Consider the following 19741-nt stretch of genomic DNA (forward strand, 5'->3'; position numbering starts at 1 on the left):
TTGGGTTGGACAACCGTCCAAATCAGCCCCGCCATTACACTGATAAGTAAAAAGCCAAACATTGCGACACCCGGTCGAGAGCTCTCCCGACCTTTGTCACCCGATTCGGCTTAACAAAGCCTTTAAGCGCCCCAGACGCCGCTCTACAGGCCCTCACCCGGCGCGCGTTGCAGCCGCCCGTGTCAAAGGCGCTAACTCACCGCAAAGACTTAGATTTTTAGCGCCCGAGATCCGCAAGAATAGCCGCACCTCTGACGGTTCCGCATCCGCGCCCCCGGGAGGCGCCGGCCCAAACCAAATCACGCCACCATCGCCGCCGCGCGTTTCAAGTCAACCGAGACCAGCTGACTGACGCCCTGCTCGGCCATGGTCACGCCGAAAAGTCGGTCCATCCGCGCCATGGTCACCGCATGGTGCGTGATGCAGAGGAAGCGCGTCTCGGTGCGGCGTGTCATCTCATCCATCATGTCGCAAAACCGCGTCACATTGGCATCGTCCAAAGGCGCATCCACCTCATCCAGCACGCAAATCGGCGCGGGATTGGCCAAAAAGACGCCGAAGATCAGCGCCAAGGCGGTGAGCGTTTGCTCGCCGCCAGAGAGCAGCGACAGCGTCGCCAAGCGCTTGCCCGGAGGCTGGCACATGATCTCCAAACCCGCCTCAAGCGGGTCATCCGATTCGACCAGAACAAGCCGCGCTTCGCCGCCGCCAAAAAGATGCGTGAACAAAGCGCTAAAGTTGGCGTTCACCTGCTCAAAAGCGGTCAAAAGCCGCTCACGGCCTTCCTTGTTCAGCCCGGCAATCCCGGCGCGCAGCTTCTTGACCGCCTCTTCAAGGTCGCCCTTTTCGGTCGCCAGCGCGGTATATTCGCTGTCCACCGCCTTCGCATCTTCTTCGGCGCGCAGGTTCACCGCGCCCAAAGCCTCACGCTGGCGTTTCAGCCGCTGCACATCGGTATCCAGCGCCTCGGCACCGGGCATTTTATCCGGGTCCACCTTCAAAGATGCCAGTAATTCCTGCGGGGTAAGGTCGCCCTCTTCGGCAATCCGGCCCGCCGCCATCGCCACCGCCTCACGCGCCGCATCGACCCGCGCTTCGGCCCGCGCTTTGTCCTCGCGCGCCTCGCCTGCCATGCGTTCCGCCTCGCGTTCGGCCAAGGCAGCCTCGCGCAAAGTGGCCTCGCTTTCGGCCAAAGCCTCCGCCGCCGCCGAACGACGCGCCTCGGCCTCGTCGATCGCTTCGACCAAATCCTCGCGCCGCGCCGCGATCTCTTCGGGGGCCTCGCGGGCCTCTTCCAGTTCCTCTTCCGCCTCCGCGCGCCGCTCACTCAACTCGGCCGAGCGTTTCTCGGCGGTCTCCAACCGATGCTTCCAGCCCGAAAGCTCTTTCATCGCCTCTTGCCGACGCCGCACCCGCGCCTCGCCCTCGCGGCGCACCTCATCATGGGCCGACCGCTTGGTCAGCATCGCAATCCGCGCGGCCTCAACCGCCACTTTCGACGCCTCAACCTTATCCCGCGCCGCTTCCAGATCCGGCAGATCCGCCGCCGCCAACTCCGCCTCGCGCAGCCGCAAACCGGATGCCAAAGCCTCATCCTCATAGCGAGAAACCGCCAGCTTCGCCGCCTCCAGCTTGCCGCCCGCAATGCTGCGATCCGCCTCCGCCCGGGCCGAGGCCCGATCCGCCTCGGCCAAACGCTGATCCGCCGAACGCCGCGCTTCGCGGGCCATCTGATCGGCCCGCGCCAGATCCTGCAACCGCGCCTGCAAGGCCTCGTGCGCCTGCGCCGCCCCCGAGGCGGTGGCCGTCACCTCCTCCAAATCCCGCTTCAGCTGCACCAACCGGTTCAACTGCTGCAACCGCAAAGCTGCCGCCGAGGGCGCATCCTCGGCCCCCGCCCTAAACCCGTCCCAACGCCACAGATCGCCCTCAAGGCTGACCAAACGCTGCCCCGGCAACAAAGCATCTTGCAGCCGGAACCCATCCTCCCGGGCCACCAGACCAATCTGCGACAACCGCCGCGCCAAAACGTCAGGCGCTTCCACATGCGCGGCCAAAGGCGTGACACCTGCGGGCAAAGCCTGCGGGTTCAGGTAAGGCTCCAACAACCCCCAGCCTGAGCGTTCTCCGGCCGCCACTTCCGGGCTGCGCAGATCATCCGACAAAGCCGCGCCCAAAGCTTTCTCGAACCCCGGCTCCACCACCAAACGGTCCAAGATCTGATGCCCGGCCTGTGCCTCCCGGTCCACCAGCCGCGCCAAGGCCTGCACCTCGGCCCGCAAGGCCGAAGCCTCGCCTTCCGCCGAGGACCGCACCGCCCGCGCTTCCGATTCGCGCAATTGCGCCTCGGCCCGCGCCTCTTCGGCGGACAGCAAAGCCTCCTCGGTCTGCTCGACCAGCTCGGCCGCAACCTCACGCGCCTCGCCCGCCGCATCGAAGCCCTCAACCGCCGCAGCCAAAGCCTCTTCCGCCGCCGCAACCGCCTCGCGCGCCCGCTCGGCCTCCGCCTCGGCCCGGTCCAAGGTCACTCGCGTGTCGGAAACCATCCGCGCCGCCGATTGGTGCCGCGCCGCCAAACGCGCCGCATCCTCGGTCGCCTCGCTCAGCCAAGTTTCCCGATCCGACAGCAAGACGCCCGCTTCCCGCGAGGCCTCCGCCGCCTCCTCAAGCCGCTCCTCATGCCCTTCATGCGCGCGGGAAATCTGCTCGATCTCCCAGTCGAGGCGATCAATCACCTCGCCCGCATCGCGGTTCAAACCGGATTCGCGCTCGATATCCGCGCCCAATTGCGCAATCCGCGCCGTCAGCTGCGCAATCTTCTGCGCCGCCCGCGCCGCCTCATCGCCCAAAGCATCGCGCTGCAAGATCAGCCGTTGCAGAACCGCCGCCGCAATCGCCTCTTCCTCGCGCTTGGCAGGCAAAGCCGCCTCCGCCGCATCGCGCAAAGACGCCGCATTGCGCGCCGCAGCCTCGGCCCGCGCCGCCAGCATCAGCCGCTCGCGCAAAGCGGCCTCGGCCACGCCGCGCGCCTCATCCGCCTCACGCCAGCGCCGGTAAAGCAGCATGCCTTCCGCCAGCCGCAGCTCTTCGCCAATCTCGCGATAGCGCGCCGCCTGCCGCGCCTGCCGCGTCAAAACCGACAGCTGCTGCGCCAACTGCTCCAGCACATCATCGACCCGCAGCAAATTCTGCTCGGTCCCCGCCAGCTTCAGCTCCGCCTCATGCCGCCGCGCATAAAGGCCCGAGATCCCGGCCGCCTCTTCCAGCACCCGACGCCGCGCTTTCGGCTTGGCGTTGATCAGCTCCGAGATCTGCCCCTGACGCACCAAGGCCGGACTATGTGCGCCGGTCGAGGCATCGGCGAACAGCATCTGCACATCGCGCGCCCGCACATCCTTGCCATTGGCCTTATAGGCCGAGCCTGCGTCGCGCGTGATCCGCCGGATCACCTCGATCTGGTCTTGATCGTTGAAGCCCGCCGGGGCCAGCCGATCTTGGTTGTCCAAGACCAAGGAGACCTCGGCAAAGTTGCGCGCGGTCCGGGTGGCGGCCCCGTTGAAGATCACATCTTCCATGCCGCCGCCGCGCATCGCCGTGGGGCGGTTCTCGCCCATCACCCAGCGGAGCGCTTCCAGAAGGTTGGATTTGCCACAGCCATTCGGGCCGACGACACCCGTCAGCCCGTCATGGATCACCAGATCCGTGGGGTCCACGAAAGACTTGAACCCATTCAATCTCAGCTTGGTGAACCGCAATGGCCCCTCATTCACACATTCCCCGCCATCGTCGGCTTTTACCCTGCAGAGTCAATCACCCCCCGCAAGGCATGGCGGGTCACGCTTGGGTTATCCACAACATCTTGGGAAATAGGGCGCGAACGCCGCGTTAAATCCGGCTAAGCAAACGGTAAATCCTGCCGCGCAAAGCTTAACGGACCCCCTCAAACCAAAGCGGCGCTTACAGCCCTACCAAAACCATACATAACCCATACCAAAAACAGACCAAACCCATACTTAGGATTTTGCAGCGATCTCAGCCCCTTAACGCAGCAAACGCAGTCCTGAACCGCCGTAACAGCCGCAAAGGGAAATCCCCCAAGGCTTCACCTTTGCCCAAAGCTCTGAACCGGTGCATCATGTCCCAAACGCCGCCCCCGGTTCAGCACAAAGGCCTGCCATGATCCTTGCGATGACCCTACTCTTAGCCTTCCAACTGGCCGGTGAGGGCCTATCGCGCTCACTGGCTTTGCCGGTCCCCGGCCCGGTGATCGGCATGGTGGCGATGACGCTTTGCCTTGTGCTCTCCCCACGTTTCTTAGCCCTGATGCGCCCCTTATGCGAAGGCCTCCTCTCGCATCTCTCGCTCCTTTTCGTCCCCGCAGGCGTCGGCGTGATCGGCCACCTTACGGCCCTTGGCGCGATGGGTCCGGGGCTGGCTCTGGCCATCGTCGTCTCCACCGCCGTGGCCATTGCGGTGGGCGCACTGACCTTCACTGCCGTTGCCAAGCTAACCGGATCGGAGGCGACAGATGACTGATTTCGCTGACATTTGGAGCTACCTCAGCCGCGAGCCTCTCATTTGGCTGACGACCACACTTGCCGCTTATGCCGTCGGAGACGCCTGCTTCCGCGCCGCCAATCGCGCACCGATCGTCAACCCGGTGCTGATCGCAGTGATCTTGCTCGGCAGCCTTCTGTGGCTCACCGGCACGCCCTACGCGACCTATTTCGCCGGCGCGCAATTTGTGCACTTTCTCCTTGGCCCCGCCACGGTGGCTTTGGCCGTGCCGCTGGCGCTGAACATCCACCGGCTTCAACGCGCGCTCCTTCCGGTGATCGCCGCCCTCCTCGCAGGCTCCTTGGCCGCGATGGCATCCGCCCTCGCCATCGCTAAGGCCTTCGGTGCGGATCACGCGCTCTTGGCGACGCTCGCACCAAAATCTGTCACCGCCCCGGTCGCCATCGGTATCTCCGACTCGCTCGGCGGCTCGCCCACCCTGACGGCGGTTCTTGTCATCCTCACCGGCATCACCGGCGCCGTCATCGCCACCCCCCTCCTCAACCTTCTGCGCCTCAAAGACTGGCGCGCCCGCGGCTTCGCCACCGGCACCGCCAGCCACGGCATCGGCACCGCCCGCGCCTTCCAAGTGAACCCGGTCGCGGGGGCTTTCGCCGGCCTCGGCATGGCGCTGAATGCCATCCTCACCGCCCTTCTGGCGCCTTGGGTTTTGGGTTTTTTCTAAGGGAAAATAGCCAGTTGACGCCCCGCCTGTCGGCGCGCAGCATAGGGGCGAAACCTTCATTGGAGTGATTAATGGTAACGCTTCTCGGCATCCCCGGCGCGCTGCGCGCGGGCTCCACCAACCGGCTTTTGCTGGCCCAAGCACGGCTCTCTTTTGGTGAGGCGACCCATACCGAGGCCGACCTGCGCCTGCCGCTTTATGACGGCGATCTCGAAGCGGAAAGCGGCATCCCCGAGGGCGTCCAGCGCCTCGCCGACCAGATCGAGAAGGCCGATGCGGTCGTCATCGCCTGCCCCGAATATAACAAAGCGCCCCCCGGCGTGGTGAAGAACGCGCTCGATTGGGTCAGCCGCCTCAAAGGCAATCCTTGGAAAAACAAACCCCTAGCCCTCATCGCCGCCGCCGGCGGCCGTGGCGGCGGGGATCGGTCGCAATTCGCGCTGCGGCTGATGGTGACGCCCTTTCAGCCCCATCTCCTTACCGGCCCCGAGGTTCTTGTCGCCGATAGCGGCAATGCTTTTGACGAGACAGGCCGCCTGAAGGACGCCCGCTACCAAAAAGCGCTGGATGATCTGATGGGCCAACTGCGTCGCGCCGCTGAAGCTTAACGCGCCCCGAAAATAATTAAGTTCTGAAAGAGCTTACCCTCTTTCAGAACTCTAAATATCCCCGCCGGAGGCCGAGCCGGTTGCGCGGAGCGCGCAGAGGCGAGACAAAAACTTGCGCCGTAAGGCGCTCATTTGACTTACGCCAGATAGGCGCGGAAGCTGCGGATCACGCTGTCATAGACCGCACGTTTGAAGGGCACGATGCTTTCAAGCAAAGCATCCGCATCGATCCAACGCCAAGATTCAAACTCGGGATGTTCGGTATCAATGCGGATCTGATCGTCGCTGCCTCGGTAGCGCAGCAAGAACCATTTTTGCCGCTGGCCGCCGAATTTACCGCCCCAAACCCGGCCAAGCAGTTCCGCCGGCAGGTCATAGGTGATCCAACCATGTGTTTTGCCGATGTAATCCACCAGATCGCGGCTGACACCCGTCTCTTCCCAAAGCTCGCGGTAAGCGGCTTCGCGGGGCTTTTCGCCCGCATCGATGCCGCCTTGTGGCATTTGCCAAGCCGCAACCGCGCTGTCTTTGCGTTGGCCCGCAAAGATCAGCCCGTCGTCATTTACCAGCATCACGCCCACGCAAGGACGATAAGGCAGCCCCGCTGGGCCTTTACGCTCGTTCTTCTCCGACATCAGGATCACGGCGCCGCCTGAGCGATCGTGGTCAGACCTTTCAGAATGTCGACAGCATAGGCCAATTGGTAATCCTCATCGCGCAGCTTTGCGGCTTCTTCAGCCATAGCCTGCTCTTCTTGATACAATTTCTTCTCATCCTCGGTCATCGAGTCATTGCTGATCGCGCCGCGCAGATCGGCCTCGGTGGTCAAGCGACGCACTTCTTTGGCTTTGTCTTCCGCCTCAACCGCTTCGGGGTCGATCGATTTGATCGGTTGCTGCACCACGATGTCGGGCGAGACCCCCAAAGCTTGGATCGAGCGGCCCGAAGGCGTGTAGTAACGCGCCGTCGTCAACCGCATCGCGCCGTCGCCTTTCAGCGGCACCAGCTGCTGGACCGAGCCTTTTCCGAAGCTCTTGGTGCCCACCACAATCGCCCGACGGTGGTCTTGCAACGCGCCCGCGACGATCTCGGAAGCCGAAGCCGAGCCGCCATTAATCAAGACGACGATCGGCTTGCCATTGACCAGATCGCCAGCCATCGCGTTGAACCGCTCATCATCTTGTTGGTTGCGGCCACGGGTCGAGACGATCTCACCGGTCTCAAGGAAAGCGTCCGAGACCGAGATCGCCTCATTCAGCAAGCCACCCGGGTTGTTGCGCAGATCAAGCACGACGCCTTCGAGATTGTCGATGCCCCCCAGCTCTTCAATGGCCTTGTCCAGCTCGGTCTTCAGGCCCGAGGTGGTTTGGTCATTGAAGGTGGTGATGCGCAGCACAGCGGCCTTGCCCACAACGCGGCCCTTCACGGCCGTCAGCTTGATCGTGTCGCGAATGATCGAAACATCAAAGGGTTCCGCCGTGCCCTTGCGCACCACGGTGATGATGATCTCGGACCCAATCGGGCCACGCATCAGATCCACCGACTCGTCCAAGGTCAGGCCCATAATGGCCTCGCCATTGACATGGGTGATATAATCGCCGGCCAAAATGCCCGCATCCGCCGCCGGGGTATCATCCATCGGCGAGATGACTTTCACGAAGCCTTCTTCTTGCGTGACCTCGATGCCAAGGCCACCAAACTCGCCCTTGGTCTGCACCTGCATATCTTCGAAGTCTTTGGCCGAAAGATAGGCAGAATGCGGATCAAGCGAGGTCAGCATACCGTTGATCGCTGCCTCGATCAGCTTCTCGGTCTCGACGGGTTCCACATATTGGCCACGGATCCGCTCGAAGATATCGCCGAAAAGATCAAGCTGTTCGTAAACGCTGCTCTCATGGGCGGCGTTTTCCGCGATCAGGGGACCAGCCACCTGCGTGGTGAAAAGCGCGCCAGCAAGCGTTCCAGCCGTCGCGGCGAGGATCAGCTTTTTCATCTTTCGTCAGTCTCCTGTCGCGGCGGTGGCTGCGAACCACGGCATCGGGTCCACCGGCTCTGCGCCTTGTCTGAGTTCCAAGTAAAGCGTTTCCGTCCCTTGTGCGCCAGAGCCATCCTGAATGCCCAAGGTGAATTCCGAGCTCTCACCGTCATCCACCGCCGTGCCGCCGCCCATCAGGCCCAGCGGCGCACCGGTTGCGACCACTTCCCCCACCTCGCCATAGACAGAGTCGAGCCCGGCGAGAATGAGAAGATAGCCGTCACCCGGCTCAAGAACGATCACGTTTCCGTAGTCCAAAAGCGGGCCAAGGTAGCGGATGGTCGAGGGCCAGGGCGCTGTGACCAAAGCCCGTGGCCTTGCGGCAAGGGTCATGCCGGGGCGGCGCACGCCGGCGGCATCGGCCTCATTCGGGCGGCGCAAGAGCGCACCGAAGACCGGAAGCGGCAAGCGCCCCTCGGCCACAAGCCCAAAACCAGACTTGCGGTCGGGATCCTCGGTCGAGCTGAGGCCCCCGGCAAAAGCCTCAAGCGTATCGGCCGAATCCAGCAGGTTCTTCAGCACCTCGGGATCTTCGGTGAAGCGTTTGGGCAGCTCGGTGCGGTCCGAGATGGCTTGGCTCAGCGCCGCCCGCGCCTCTTGCGCGACACGCAAGCCATCCGCCAAGGTCTTGCCAGCGGCGGTTTGCAGATCACGCAGCTGGCGCAATTCGGCGAGTTCCACCTTCAAAAGCTCGGCCTCGGCCTGCAAGGCCGGTGTGACTTCGGCGAGGATCATGCCCGAACGCGCAGTGCCGACGGGTCCATGCGGATGCAGCAGCAAGAGCGGGCCGGGATCGGCCTCCATCCGCGCAAGCACGCCCAGAAGCTGGCCGATCTGGTCGCGCTTGGCGTTGAAGCTAAGCGTCAAAGTGGTCGCACGCAGCTCGGCCTGCCGCAAAGCCTCACGCAAGGCCGCAAGGCCCAGCTCATAGGCGCGGATGGTCGACGTCAGCGCCGCCACCCGGTCGCGCGCTTTGGTGGCCATCTCCAGCGCCTGCACCGCCTCGGCCAAAGCCGCCGAGGCCGCCTGGGCCTGCTCAGCCACAGCGTCGGCGCGGACAGAGGCCGGCGCAGCCGTCAGGCTGGCGCCAAGCAAAGCCGCAAAGAGGGTGGCGCGGAGCCTCATGACAGCAAGCTGCTCCCGGTCATCTCGGGCGGTTGCGGCAGGCCCATCAGCGCCAGCAAGGTCGGCGCAAGATCAGAGAGCCGTCCCCCTGCCCTGAGCTGGGCCCCCTCAGGCCCCCCCACCAAGATCACCGGCACCGGGTTCAGCGTATGGGCGGTATGCGGCCCGCCGGTCACGGGATCGACCATCACTTCGCAATTGCCGTGATCGGCGCAGATCAGCATGGTGCCGCCCGCCTGTTCAAGCGCTGCCACCACTTGGGTCAGGCCCCGATCCACCGCCTCGACCGCTTGGATCGCGGCGGGCAGGCTGCCGGTATGGCCGACCATATCGGGGTTGGCGTAGTTCACCACGATCAGATCATAGCCCTCACCAATGGCCTTCACGAAATGCTCGGTCACGGCGGCCGAGGACATCTCGGGCTGTAGATCATAGGTCGCCACTTTCGGCGAAAGCGGCATATGGCGGTCCTCGCCGGGAAAAGGCGCCTCGCGCCCGCCGTTGAGGAAGAAGGTGACATGAGGATATTTCTCGGTCTCGGCCAGCCGGAACTGCCGGAGGCCTTGTTTCGAGACCCATTCACCAAGCGTGTTGACGATATCGGCCTTGGGGAAGATCGTCGTCATATAGGCGTTATGGGCGACGGAATAATCGACCATGCCAAGCCGGGCCACCAATTGCGGGCGCGGGCCGGGGGCAAAGGCCTCAAACGCCGGATCGCCGATCGCTGCCAGCAATTCCCGCGCCCGGTCGGCACGGAAGTTGAGGAAGAAAAGCCCATCGCCATCGCGCATACCCGCGTAATCGCCGATCACCGTGGCGGGGATGAATTCATCGGTCTTATCCTCAGCATAGCTTTGGGTAAGCGCGGTCTGCGGGAAGGCCGCTTGCGCTTGGCCACGGCCATAGACCATCGCCTCATAAGCCTGCGCCACCCGCTCCCAGCGGTTGTCGCGGTCCATGGCGAAATAGCGCCCGGTGACGGTGACGATAGCGGCACCGGCGGGCAAAGCCGCCTCAACCTCGGCCAGATAGGCGGCGGCGGAAACGGGCGCGACATCGCGGCCATCGGTGATCGCATGGATCGCCACCGGAATACCCTCGGCAGCGATGATCCGGGCGGCTTCGATCATATGGGATTGGTGGGCATGCACGCCACCGGGCGAGATCAGCCCGGCCAGATGCGCCACACCCTTGCTGGCCCGAAGCGCTGCGATAAATGCGCGCAAAGCGGGCATGGTGGCAAAGCTGCCGGTCTCAATCGCCAGATCAATCTGACCGAGATCCATCGCCACCACCCGGCCCGCGCCGATATTGGTGTGGCCCACTTCTGAGTTGCCCATCTGCCCGGTCGGCAGACCGGCATCGGGGCCAAAGGTGGTCAGGGTCTCATGCGGGCAGCTCTCCCACAGCCGGTTGAAGCACGGCAGATCAGCCTGCGCCGGGGCAGATGTCGCGGGGTTGGGCCCAATTCCCCAGCCGTCAAGAATACATAGGACGACCGGCTTCGGAACAGACATGCGCACCCTCTTTCGCAACATTGCGGCTTTGGTTCTACGCGCGCCGCCCTGCCACGGCAACCTCACTCAGAGGCGCTTCCACTTAGGGCTGCGGGGTTTCCGCAAGTGCTGCTTGGCGCTGCGCCTCTTTCTCGCGCACCCTTTGCCGCCAGAGCGAGAAGACCCCCGCCGCCACTACGATGACAGCCCCGATCACCACATTGATCCGCAGTTCCTCGCCAAAGACCAGAAGACCGATAAAGGCGATCACCACCAGCTGGAAATAGGCGAAAGGTTGGATCGCCGAGGCCTCAGCCAAAGCATAGGCGCGGATCAGCATGTAATGGCCGATAAAGGCCGTGCAGCACAGCACCGCCATCAGCGCCATATCGGGGCCGGTCATCGGCTCCCAATGGGTCAGGCCAAAGGGCGTGATCGCCACGGCGCAGACAACGCCGGTCCAGAAAAAGCTGACGCCTGCGCTATCGCCCTTGGCCACATAGCGCGTCAGCAGGTTGTAGATCGCGTAAAGGAAAGCTGCGGCCAAAGGCACCAAAGCCCAGATCGAAAGCACGCCCGAGCCAGGGTTCAGGATGATCAACACGCCGATGAATCCAACGCCAATCGCGACCCACCGCCGCCAGCCGACCTTTTCGCCCAAGATCGGGCCGGAAAGCGCCGCCACCAGCAAGGGCGAGATGGTGAAGACCGCATGGCTTTCGATCAGTCCAAGTTTGACGAAAGCCAAGATCATCACACAGATCTCGGTGATCAGGATCAGCCCGCGCGCCAGTTGCACCCAAGGAAATACCGAATGCGAAGCAAGGCGGATGCCGCCCGGCGCGCGCAAAGCCAGCAAGATCACCACCGCCGAGAAGGCCCAGAAGCGGATCGCGACGATCATCCAGATGTTGTAGCTTTCCGCCAGGTGGCGCGAGATGCCATCTTGGGCGGCAAAGACCACGCTGGTGAGGATCATCAGCCAGATGCCCAGCCTTGTGTTGCGCATATTGGCCTGGGCGGGGGTGTGCTCGCTCACGTCCGACGCTCCTGCGATAGGGCAAAGAGGCCCGCCATAACAATGATACCTGCACCGATCACGATGGGCAGAGCCAAGACTTCACCGAAGAAGAGCATGCCAATCACCGAAGCAAAAACGATCTGCAGATAGGCATAGGGCTGCACCTGCGCGGCTTGGATCTGCTCGTAGGTCTTCAAGAGAAGCCAATGCGACAGGATCGACATCCCGCAGTAAAGCGCAAGCGGCAGGATATATTGCGGCGAGACCGGCTCAAGGCTGGGCATGCCGACAAAGGTCATCAGCACCGCGCCCAAAACGGCCGGCCAGAAGAGCGAGGGGAAGGTCGGCTCGGACCGCGTGGTCAGCCGGCTCAGCACCGAATAAAGCGCGAAAAGCAGCGCGGCACCAAAGGGCAAAAGCGAGGCCCATGAAAAGACCCCCGCCCCCGGCCGCAAGATGACCAGCATGCCCAAAAGCCCCGCCGCCACCGCCGCCCAGCGTTGCCAGCTCATCCGCTCGCCCAAGATCGGGCCAGAAAGCGCCACGACCATCAAAGGACAGATCGCGAAGATGGCATGGGTCTCGATCAGGCCGATCATCGTATAGGCCAGCATCATGAAGCAAATCTCGACCACCAACAGCACGCCGCGCAGGAAATGCGCTGGCAGTTGCTTTGAGCTTACGGCGGCGCGGAAGCCTTCGGGGCGGCGCGTGGCCATGAAAATCACGAATGAGGCAAAGACCCAGTAGCGGATCATCACCACCATCGGGGTGTTATAGGCTTCGGCAAGCGAGCGGCTGAAGCCGTCCTGAATGGCAAAGATCGCAACGGTAAGCACCATCAGCAAAATGCCAAGGCGCGGGTTTTTCGAGGCGGCGAGGGAGGCGTTCATAATGGCCCTGCGTTAGCATGTCGCAGGGGACGGCGGAAGGGTATCCAAAATGCGGTCCTACCCGGTTGCAGATTTGTGACGATGGCGGCATGCAAAGCGTAACACTGCGCCGCTGAAAGAGGATCTGGCCATGTTTGCATCATTGCTGGCCTATGCTTTGGCCCTTGGGCTCGCGGCGGCTATTCCCGGCCCCGGCGTGGCCGCTGTGGTCGGCCAATCGATGGGCAATGGCCTGCGCTCGGCGATGTTTTTGCTGGGCGGGCTGTGTCTTGGCGATGTCTTTTATCTGACCGTCGCTGTGGCCGGACTTTCGGCGATTGCCTTGGCCTTTTCGGGTATCTTCACCGTGGTAAAGGTCTTGGGCGGGCTATATTTGCTCTATCTCGCCTACCGACTTTGGCAAAGCCAGAGCGGGCTGATTGAGAGTGCCACGGCGCGTCGGCAAAGCGATCTCGCGGCCTTCACCTCGGGGTTTTCGCTGACTTTGGGAAACCCAAAGACCATCATTTTCTATCTCGCTTTGCTGCCCACCGTGCTTGATCTAAACCGCGTGGGATTGGGGCAATGGGCATTGATGGCCGTGGTGACGGTGGTGGTGCTTTTCATCACATTGACGCCCTATGCTGTGCTGGCCGCGAGCGCCCGCAGCCTGCTGAAGCGCCCCAAGGCTTTGCGCCGCCTCAACCGCTCTGCCGCCGGGATCATCGGCGGCACCGGGCTTTTGATCTTGGGCCAAGCCGCGATGTCGCTGGCGCGCGGCGCCTAAGCTTACAGCCCGCGACGGTGCTGCCGCGCCAGCATTTTACGGTCTTCCAAGGTTGAGAAGACCAAACCAACGGCAAGGCCGACGAAAGCGCCAACGATCGTGTCCATCACACGCTCGGGTGCAATCTCGGCCGAACTGCGGTCCGGTGCAGCCAGATGGGTCATCAACAGCGCCATCGGAGTGACGAAGACTTGCGCCAAAGCATAATTGCTGCCGATGACCAGCTCGGTGCCAAACTGCAAAAGCACCAGCATCAGAACATAGAACCCAATATGCGGATCGATCGTCAGCACCACCCAAGCGATCCCAGCCCCGAAGATCGTGCCAAACACCCGCTGGAAGGCCCGGCTCGTTGACACATGCAGTTGCGCGCCTTGCAGCACCGCCATCGCGCCAAGTGAGGCCCAGACGGGATAGTTCGCGCCAAGCCCAAGACAGATCAAAGCGGCAAGATAGGCTGCAATGATGATCCGTAGCGTCGCGGCGCGCAGATCATAGCCCGGGGGCGGATGATCGCCGGGATAGCCCTCGGCCACCGGCCGGACCAACCGCCAAGCTTCAGTCGCAGTGCAAAGCACCAGCGCGAACAAAGCCACCGCCCCTGCCGCCGCCAGCCGCTCGGTGATCGCCCAAAGATCCGCCGGAGGGGACAAAGCCGCAGCCGCTGCGAAGGTCAAAATGATGCCGCCCGGAGGGCCAAGTCGCAGCCGGACGGAGAGCACATGCAAAAGCCCTGCAAGCAGCGCAAGCGCGGCCAATTGCGCCACCATCGGCGCACCGGACCAACTGACCAGCGACATCACCAAGATCCCGCCGCATTGGATCAGCCCAGCCATCAGCAGCACCCAGACCCGGCGCCCCCTCTCGGCAAAGCGGCCAAAAAGGCCCACCAAAGCGCCCAGAGAGGCATAGCCAACCATCCCCGGCCAAGGCGAGATCAGCACCAAGGGCAAGGCGATGGCCACAATGAACGCCATCTGCAAGGCAACCAAAGCGGAATTGCGCAGCCAAGGTTGCGGGCTGAGGCGCAAGCTGCCGCGCAGCCGCCGGGGATGGGCCAAAAAGCGCATGGCATCACGCCGCCGCAACCGGCGCTGAGGACGGGTTGGGCGGCTCATTCTACATCGCCTCGCTGGGTTGTGCTTGCTCTTGCAGCACCGCGTCGATCCGGTCCATTGCCCCCAGCATCGCTGCCAGATCCGCATCGCCGACGTCTTGCAAGAGCACCGCCTCAAACCCGTGCAGTTCGGCGAGGATTTCATCAAGCCGAGCCTCGCCTTGCTCAGTCAGATGGATGAGCCGCGCGCGGCCATCCGATGGATCAGCCCGCCGCTCGATCAGACCGCGCGCTTGCAGGATGTCGAGCACCCGCACAAGGCTTGAGCCATCAATCCCCAGTCGCGCGGCAAGGTCTTTTTGGGTGATCGCCACCCCCGCCTCGCGCAGGTGCACCAATGGCGCCCAAGTGGCATCAGTTAAGCCCGCGCGGGTCAGATGCGCATCCACGGCCTGCCGCCAGCGCCGCGCCAAAAGAGAAAAGCGCAAGCCAAAGCGCTTGCGTGGATCAGGAGGAACCATCGAGGCCGGACCACATAGATTGATTTGCAATTCAATCTATATATGCAAGCCAAGATCTTCAAGCCCGCACCGCAGAAACGAAAAGGGCGCGTCCCTTGCGAGACGCGCCCCCTGTTTCAAGCCTTGAGAGGCTTAGCCTTTTTTCAGCACCCGCTGGCCCAGCACTTCGGCGATTTGCACCGCGTTCAGTGCCGCACCTTTGCGCAGGTTGTCCGAGACGCACCAGAGCGACAGGCCATGCTCAACCGTCGAATCCTCACGGACGCGGCTGATATAGGTGGCATATTCGCCAACGCATTCGATCGGCGTCACATAGCCACCGGCTTCGCGCTTATCGATCAGCATGATGCCCGGAGCTTCGCGCAGGATGTCTTGCGCTTCTTGCCAATCCAGCGGCTCTTCAAACTCGATGTTCAGCGCTTCCGAGTGACCAACGAAGACCGGAACCCGCACGCAGGTCGCGGTGACCTTGATTTTGGGATCAAGGATCTTCTTGGTCTCGGCGACCATCTTCCACTCTTCCTTGGTCTCACCAGAGTCGAGGAAAACGTCGATATGCGGGATCACGTTGAAAGCGATCTGCTTGGAGAACTTCGCCGGGGGCACGTCAACCACCGGGTTATAGACGGCCTTGGTTTGCTCCCAAAGCTCATCCATGCCCTCTTTGCCCGCGCCGGAAACCGACTGGTAGGTGGCAACCACAACGCGCTTGATTTTGGCGCGGTCATGCAAAGGCTTCAGCGCCACAACCATCTGCGCGGTCGAGCAGTTGGGGTTGGCGATGATGTTTTTCTTGGAATAGCCCATGATCGCATCGGCGTTGACTTCCGGCACGATCAGCGGCACGTCCGGATCGTAGCGGTAGAGCGAGGAGTTATCGATCACGATGCAACCCGCAGCAGCCGCCTTCGGAGCATATTCTTTCGTCGCTTCCGAGCCCACGGCAAACAAAGCCATGTCCCAGCCCGCGAAATCGAAAGTGGCAAGATCCTTAGTCTTAAGAGTCTTATCGCCAAAGCTGACTTCAGTGCCGAGAGATTTGCGCGATGCCAGCACCGCAATCTCATCAACCGGGAACTCGCGCTCGGCGAGGATGTTCAGCATTTCGCGGCCCACGTTACCCGTGGCACCCACGACGACGACCTTATAGCCCATCGGGGATCTCCTAATCCGTCCCCACCGCGGGGACGAGGCCTGTTAGCCCAAAGGCTGTTACGGGGAAAGGGGATTCATATGGCTAGGATTTCGGTTCAAGCTTTTCGCTCGGTCGAGATCAGATAGATCGCCAGACCCACGGCTGTGGTCAGGGCAAAATAGCCAAAAACGGCCGTAAAAGGCGTGGCGGGATCGGCAGCGCCTTCAAGACCGGCATGGAGCCGCCCGGTGACCTGCTGGGCAATGCCAACGGGCAGGATGCCGCAAAGGTTCACCAAGGTGACACCTCTGCCCATCACCGCTGGCGGGATGAAGCCGCGCGCATGGGCGGTGACCATCGGGAAGGTCGAGCCAAAGACCCCTGCTGCGACGAACAGCACCAGTTGCGCCGTGGCCCCGTCAAAGATCCGCAGCCAAAGCGCGGTAACGGCCAGCACAAGGATCAGGTTCGAGCCGAAGACTACCCATTTGATCGTGCCCAAGGCGCGCCCGATTGGCCCGATCACCAAGCTGCCAACGACAAGGCCAAGCCCCATCGCCATGCCGGCCCAGCCAACCTCGACCCGATCAAAGCCCCAGACATCGTGGAAATAGGGGCCAAGCCAAAGCCCCCGCAACGCCGAAGGGGCGGCGTAGCAGACCAGCATCATCGCCAGCACCGGCCAAAGCTGCGGCATCGCCAGCACCGACCAGACCGAGCCTGCGCCCTTGGTCTCCAACCGCTCGGGGTCTTGCACCAAGATCAGCGTGCACAGCGCCACCACCGCCGTCACCGCCGCCATCCCCCAGATCGCCGAGCGCCAGCCAAAGGCCTCTGCCAGCATGGCGAGGGGCAGTGAGCCAAGGATGTCTCCCATCGAGCCGATGCCAACAGTGATCCCGGCCAAAGTGCCAAAAAGCGCGGGCGAGAATTGGCGGGCAAAGATGAAATAGCTGGCCATCAGGATCGGCGCACAGCCCGCGCCAATCAGCGCCATTGCGATCTTGATCTGCAAAGGCCCTGTCGCGGTGGCAAAGGTCGCCGCCCCAATGGCAGCCAATGCCAGACAGGCCGCCGTTGTGCGCCGGGGCCCGAATTTGTCAAACGCCGTGCCCACCGGCAGTTGCAGCGCGGCAAAAGCGATGAACCACCAGCCCGAGGCCGCCGCCAGATCTTGCTTCGACGCCCCCAGTTCCAGCTCAAGGATCGGGGTCAGAACCGCCAAGAACGCCCGGTAAAACTGGCTGAGGACATAGCTGAAAATCAGCGTGGCGATACCGACGCGCATATCAGGCCTCCGATCAATAAGACTTTGTCGCAAGCGGCAGAGCCGCCTGCAAGGGGTGGAAAACCGCGCGGTTTGTCACGCCGGTTGTGCCTGCACCCGCCGCTCGCGGATCGGCAGGTGAACCAGCGCCGAGAAAGCGCCAACGCCCACACCAATCCACCAGACCAAAGTGTAATCGCCGTTCAGGTCATACATTTTGCCGCCCAGCCAGACGCCCAAGAAGCCACCGATCTGGTGCGACAGGAAAACGAAGCCGTAAAGCGTGCCCATGTAGCGGATGCCGTAAAGATGCGCGACCAACCCCGAGGTCAGCGGCACGGTGGCCAGCCACAGTGAGCCCATGACGGCCGAGAAGACCAAGACAGAAGTCGGCGTGATCGGCATCAGGATGAAGATCGCCGCTGCCAAAGTGCGGCCTGTATAGACCGCAAAAAGCAGGTATTTCTTCGAATAGCGGTTGCCCAGATAGCCCGCCGTCAGCGTGCCGATGATGTTGAAAAGCCCGATGACCGCGATCGACACCGCCCCAAGCCCCGAGGTGGTGGTGATGCCGATCATGCTGAGCATGCCTGCCGGATCAATCGGGCCGCAAAGCTCGGTCACGAAGGCCGGGAAATGCGCGGTGATAAAGGCCAGCTGATAGCCGCAAGAGAAAAAGCCAAGGAAAATCATGGTGTAGGACGGATCTTTGATCGCCCGCAGCAAGACCTCTCCCATGCTCTCTTGCAGCTCTTCCTTCGTTGCCAGTTTCGGCGAGCGGATGAAGGGCAAGGCAAAAAGCGTCAGCAGGATCACGCCCGCGAAAACCACAAAGACCGATTGCCAAACCATATGGTGCAGCAAGAACTCGGCAAAGGGCGCGCCGATCACTTGGCCCGCCGAGCCTGCCGCCGTGGCAATTCCCAAAGCCATCGAGCGGTTTTCAGGCGACGAGGCGCGGCCCACGATGGCCAAGATCACCCCAAAGCCGGTCCCCGCGATGCCAAAGCCCACCATCATCTCAAAAAGCTGCAACTGGCCCGGCGTGATCGCATAGGACGAAAGCACCAAGCCGCCCGCATAAAGCAAAGCCCCGGCGATAATGGCTTTGCGGTCGCCAAAACGCTCGGCCACCATGCCAAAGAGCGGCTGGCCAATCCCCCAAGCCAAGTTCTGGATCGCAATCGCCAGACTGAACTCGGCCCTTGCCCAGTTGAAGTCCTCGGCAATTGGGATCTGGAACACACCAAAACTGGCCCGGATCGCAAAGCTCAGCATCAAGACAAGCGAGCCTGCAATCAGGACCGGGGTGAAAAGCGGGGCCGCGGATTGGGCCTTGGTCTGCATGGGAGTCTCCTGCCGCGTCACAGCAACGATGGGCAGAAAGTCCCGCCGCCGGCGCGTGGCCGGACCCTGCCTTGCAGGGCCGGAATGGTCAAATGCTGAATTGTGATGCAGACAATCCTCAGCGCCCGCCCCGGCTGAGCACCCCGGCCCCAGTTGCGCCTGCGATGTGGCGGGGTTTGGCTGGGAACAGAGTGCATATGAACAAGCCGCGCGGTGCAAAGCGGCGCGCCATATCGCATAGAAAACCGGCTCCCTACATCCAAACGCCTCGCGCTCTTAGTGATGGCGGACCGCTCCCCTTAGCGCAGGATCTGCGGCACGAGCGTTGAAAGTCCAGCCAAGCTGCAGGCTTTCGCCTCCAGCACCCGCGTCTGCACGCCTTGCAGGGCCAAGGCGCGGGCATAATCGCCGCAAAGCGCCGCATCGCCGATCAATACCACCTCTTGTCCCAACCAGTAGGGCCGCGCTCCCGCCAGCTCCATTCCCAAGATATACCCCTTGAGCCGCGCCCCTGCCGCAGCCGAAGGCGCCCCCAAAACCGCCTCGGCATGCAGCGAGTATAGCCGCGCCGCCACCCGCTCGGGCCGCGACAGAGTTTCAGAGACGGCGATCTCAAAGCCATCGCCCTCAGCATGACGTGCAAAGCTGCCGCGATAAGCGGGATCGCCGGTCACCCATCCCATCAACGCCCCGCTGATCGAGGTCTGGAAGCTGACAACCTCTCCCGCGCTGACATGCGCCCAGCGCGTCTCGGCTCCTGGCAGACAGATCACCCCATCAAACTGCGGCCAAAGCGCCAAAGCCCCGGCGATCCGGGTCTCATCGCCTTGCATCAGATCCACCGGCCGCGCCTGCCGCAGCCCCGGCACCGGATAGATTGCCAGCCGCGGATCGCTCGCCGTCAACCGCGCCAGACCAGAGGCAGGCAAAGGCGTGCACGGCACCGCGCGCAACTCTTGCTCCCACCATTGCCCCGGCGCCCCTGCCAGCAAAACCGGCACTGTAGCTGTCCCGAGCCAAGACTCCGCGAGGCGCAGCAAAGCCGCCTCAAGCGACGCAGATGACACAACATGTCGCTCTGAGGCCTCACCCAAAACCTCACCTTGCAGCCCGATCACCTGCAAGGTCAAAGCCGAACCGTTCAACTCTGCTGCAATCCAGCGTGCTGGGCTTTCAGCTTTCCCCATCACCAAACCCTCACCGCGCAACATCCTCTTTCAGAACG

17 protein-coding genes are annotated in these 19741 nt (G+C 62.8%); 4 read left to right on the plus strand and 13 right to left on the minus strand.

Features of this window, described 5'->3' with window-relative positions; genetic code table 11:
* Positions 1-299: 299 nt before the first annotated feature.
* A complete protein-coding gene (smc, locus tag Q9295_RS08680; protein WP_306680146.1) occupies positions 300-3755 on the minus strand; it encodes a chromosome segregation protein SMC in 3456 nt (1151 codons plus the stop codon).
* Between the two features lie 433 nt (positions 3756-4188).
* Here smc and Q9295_RS08685 point away from each other — a divergent pair, with 433 nt between their 5' ends.
* The 3 genes from Q9295_RS08685 to Q9295_RS08695 all read left to right on the plus strand — a co-directional run bounded on the left by Q9295_RS08685 (position 4189) and on the right by Q9295_RS08695 (position 5850).
* Positions 4189-4536, plus strand: coding sequence for a CidA/LrgA family protein (locus tag Q9295_RS08685; RefSeq protein WP_306680147.1), 348 nt, complete (start codon positions 4189-4191; stop codon positions 4534-4536).
* A complete protein-coding gene (locus tag Q9295_RS08690) occupies positions 4529-5242 on the plus strand; it encodes an LrgB family protein (RefSeq protein WP_306680148.1) in 714 nt (237 codons plus the stop codon). Before Q9295_RS08685 ends, Q9295_RS08690 begins: the two co-directional genes overlap by 8 nt.
* 71 nt (positions 5243-5313) lie before the next feature.
* Positions 5314-5850, plus strand: a complete 537-nt coding sequence (locus Q9295_RS08695; RefSeq protein ID WP_306680149.1) for an NADPH-dependent FMN reductase — start codon at positions 5314-5316, stop codon at positions 5848-5850.
* A gap of 137 nt (positions 5851-5987) precedes the next feature.
* Here Q9295_RS08695 and Q9295_RS08700 read toward each other — a convergent pair whose 3' ends face one another.
* The 6 genes from Q9295_RS08700 to Q9295_RS08725 all read right to left on the minus strand — a co-directional run bounded on the left by Q9295_RS08700 (position 5988) and on the right by Q9295_RS08725 (position 12423).
* Positions 5988-6485, minus strand: a complete 498-nt coding sequence (locus tag Q9295_RS08700; RefSeq protein WP_306680303.1) for an RNA pyrophosphohydrolase — start codon at positions 6483-6485, stop codon at positions 5988-5990.
* A gap of 5 nt (positions 6486-6490) precedes the next feature.
* Positions 6491-7843 (minus strand): S41 family peptidase, encoded by a 1353-nt coding sequence (locus Q9295_RS08705; protein WP_306680150.1) that lies wholly within the window; start codon positions 7841-7843, stop codon positions 6491-6493.
* Between the two features lie 6 nt (positions 7844-7849).
* Positions 7850-9010, minus strand: a complete 1161-nt coding sequence (locus Q9295_RS08710) for a murein hydrolase activator EnvC family protein (RefSeq protein ID WP_306680151.1) — start codon at positions 9008-9010, stop codon at positions 7850-7852.
* Complete coding sequence (gene gpmI / locus Q9295_RS08715) at positions 9007-10530, minus strand: 2,3-bisphosphoglycerate-independent phosphoglycerate mutase (protein WP_306680152.1); 1524 nt, start codon at positions 10528-10530, stop codon at positions 9007-9009. Before gpmI ends, Q9295_RS08710 begins: the two co-directional genes overlap by 4 nt.
* Before the next feature lie 82 nt (positions 10531-10612).
* A complete protein-coding gene (locus Q9295_RS08720; protein WP_306680304.1) occupies positions 10613-11518 on the minus strand; it encodes a DMT family transporter in 906 nt (301 codons plus the stop codon).
* Between the two features lie 26 nt (positions 11519-11544).
* Positions 11545-12423 carry a DMT family transporter gene (locus Q9295_RS08725; RefSeq protein ID WP_306680153.1) on the minus strand — a complete coding sequence of 293 codons (879 nt, stop codon included), beginning with the start codon at positions 12421-12423 and terminating at the stop codon, positions 11545-11547.
* A gap of 130 nt (positions 12424-12553) precedes the next feature.
* On the opposite strand from Q9295_RS08725, the gene Q9295_RS08730 reads away from it, so the two are divergent.
* Entirely contained in the window at positions 12554-13189 is a 636-nt protein-coding gene (locus Q9295_RS08730; protein ID WP_306680154.1) for a LysE family translocator, read from the plus strand.
* 2 nt (positions 13190-13191) lie between these two features.
* On the opposite strand, the gene Q9295_RS08735 is transcribed toward Q9295_RS08730, so the two are convergent.
* From Q9295_RS08735 to Q9295_RS08760, 6 genes are all read right to left on the minus strand, one after another.
* Positions 13192-14307 carry an FUSC family protein gene (locus Q9295_RS08735; protein WP_306680155.1) on the minus strand — a complete coding sequence of 372 codons (1116 nt, stop codon included), beginning with the start codon at positions 14305-14307 and terminating at the stop codon, positions 13192-13194.
* Position 14308: 1 nt separating this feature from the next.
* Complete coding sequence (locus Q9295_RS08740) at positions 14309-14734, minus strand: MarR family winged helix-turn-helix transcriptional regulator (protein WP_306680156.1); 426 nt, start codon at positions 14732-14734, stop codon at positions 14309-14311.
* Between the two features lie 165 nt (positions 14735-14899).
* On the minus strand, positions 14900-15922 hold the full coding sequence (locus tag Q9295_RS08745; protein ID WP_306680157.1) for an aspartate-semialdehyde dehydrogenase: 1023 nt from the start codon (positions 15920-15922) through the stop codon (positions 14900-14902).
* 95 nt (positions 15923-16017) lie between these two features.
* Positions 16018-17190, minus strand: a complete 1173-nt coding sequence (locus tag Q9295_RS08750; RefSeq protein ID WP_306680158.1) for an MFS transporter — start codon at positions 17188-17190, stop codon at positions 16018-16020.
* A gap of 75 nt (positions 17191-17265) precedes the next feature.
* Positions 17266-18516 carry an MFS transporter gene (locus tag Q9295_RS08755; RefSeq protein ID WP_306680159.1) on the minus strand — a complete coding sequence of 417 codons (1251 nt, stop codon included), beginning with the start codon at positions 18514-18516 and terminating at the stop codon, positions 17266-17268.
* Positions 18517-18815: 299 nt separating this feature from the next.
* Complete coding sequence (locus tag Q9295_RS08760; RefSeq protein WP_306680160.1) at positions 18816-19703, minus strand: 2-dehydro-3-deoxygalactonokinase; 888 nt, start codon at positions 19701-19703, stop codon at positions 18816-18818.
* Between the last annotated feature and the right edge of the window lie 38 nt (positions 19704-19741).

Origin of the sequence: Pseudogemmobacter lacusdianii (assembly GCF_030848395.1) — a bacterium.
GTDB lineage: Bacteria > Pseudomonadota > Alphaproteobacteria > Rhodobacterales > Rhodobacteraceae > Pseudogemmobacter > Pseudogemmobacter lacusdianii.

Excerpts from the sequence above, each read along its gene's own strand:
- gpmI (WP_306680152.1), bottom strand. The coding sequence starts at position 10,530 with ATGTCTGTTCCGAAGCCGGTCGTCCTATGTATTCTTGACGGCTGGGGA.
- Q9295_RS08685 (WP_306680147.1), top strand. The coding sequence starts at position 4,189 with ATGACCCTACTCTTAGCCTTCCAACTGGCCGGTGAGGGCCTATCGCGC.
- Q9295_RS08700 (WP_306680303.1), bottom strand. The coding sequence starts at position 6,485 with ATGTCGGAGAAGAACGAGCGTAAAGGCCCAGCGGGGCTGCCTTATCGT.
- Q9295_RS08750 (WP_306680158.1), bottom strand. The coding sequence starts at position 17,190 with ATGCGCGTCGGTATCGCCACGCTGATTTTCAGCTATGTCCTCAGCCAG.
- Q9295_RS08710 (WP_306680151.1), bottom strand. The coding sequence starts at position 9,010 with ATGAGGCTCCGCGCCACCCTCTTTGCGGCTTTGCTTGGCGCCAGCCTG.
- Q9295_RS08725 (WP_306680153.1), bottom strand. The coding sequence starts at position 12,423 with ATGAACGCCTCCCTCGCCGCCTCGAAAAACCCGCGCCTTGGCATTTTG.
- Q9295_RS08720 (WP_306680304.1), bottom strand. The coding sequence starts at position 11,518 with ATGCGCAACACAAGGCTGGGCATCTGGCTGATGATCCTCACCAGCGTG.
- Q9295_RS08705 (WP_306680150.1), bottom strand. The coding sequence starts at position 7,843 with ATGAAAAAGCTGATCCTCGCCGCGACGGCTGGAACGCTTGCTGGCGCG.
- Q9295_RS08745 (WP_306680157.1), bottom strand. The coding sequence starts at position 15,922 with ATGGGCTATAAGGTCGTCGTCGTGGGTGCCACGGGTAACGTGGGCCGC.
- Q9295_RS08690 (WP_306680148.1), top strand. The coding sequence starts at position 4,529 with ATGACTGATTTCGCTGACATTTGGAGCTACCTCAGCCGCGAGCCTCTC.
- Q9295_RS08695 (WP_306680149.1), top strand. The coding sequence starts at position 5,314 with ATGGTAACGCTTCTCGGCATCCCCGGCGCGCTGCGCGCGGGCTCCACC.
- Q9295_RS08735 (WP_306680155.1), bottom strand. The coding sequence starts at position 14,307 with ATGAGCCGCCCAACCCGTCCTCAGCGCCGGTTGCGGCGGCGTGATGCC.
- Q9295_RS08755 (WP_306680159.1), bottom strand. The coding sequence starts at position 18,516 with ATGCAGACCAAGGCCCAATCCGCGGCCCCGCTTTTCACCCCGGTCCTG.
- Q9295_RS08760 (WP_306680160.1), bottom strand. The coding sequence starts at position 19,703 with ATGGGGAAAGCTGAAAGCCCAGCACGCTGGATTGCAGCAGAGTTGAAC.
- Q9295_RS08730 (WP_306680154.1), top strand. The coding sequence starts at position 12,554 with ATGTTTGCATCATTGCTGGCCTATGCTTTGGCCCTTGGGCTCGCGGCG.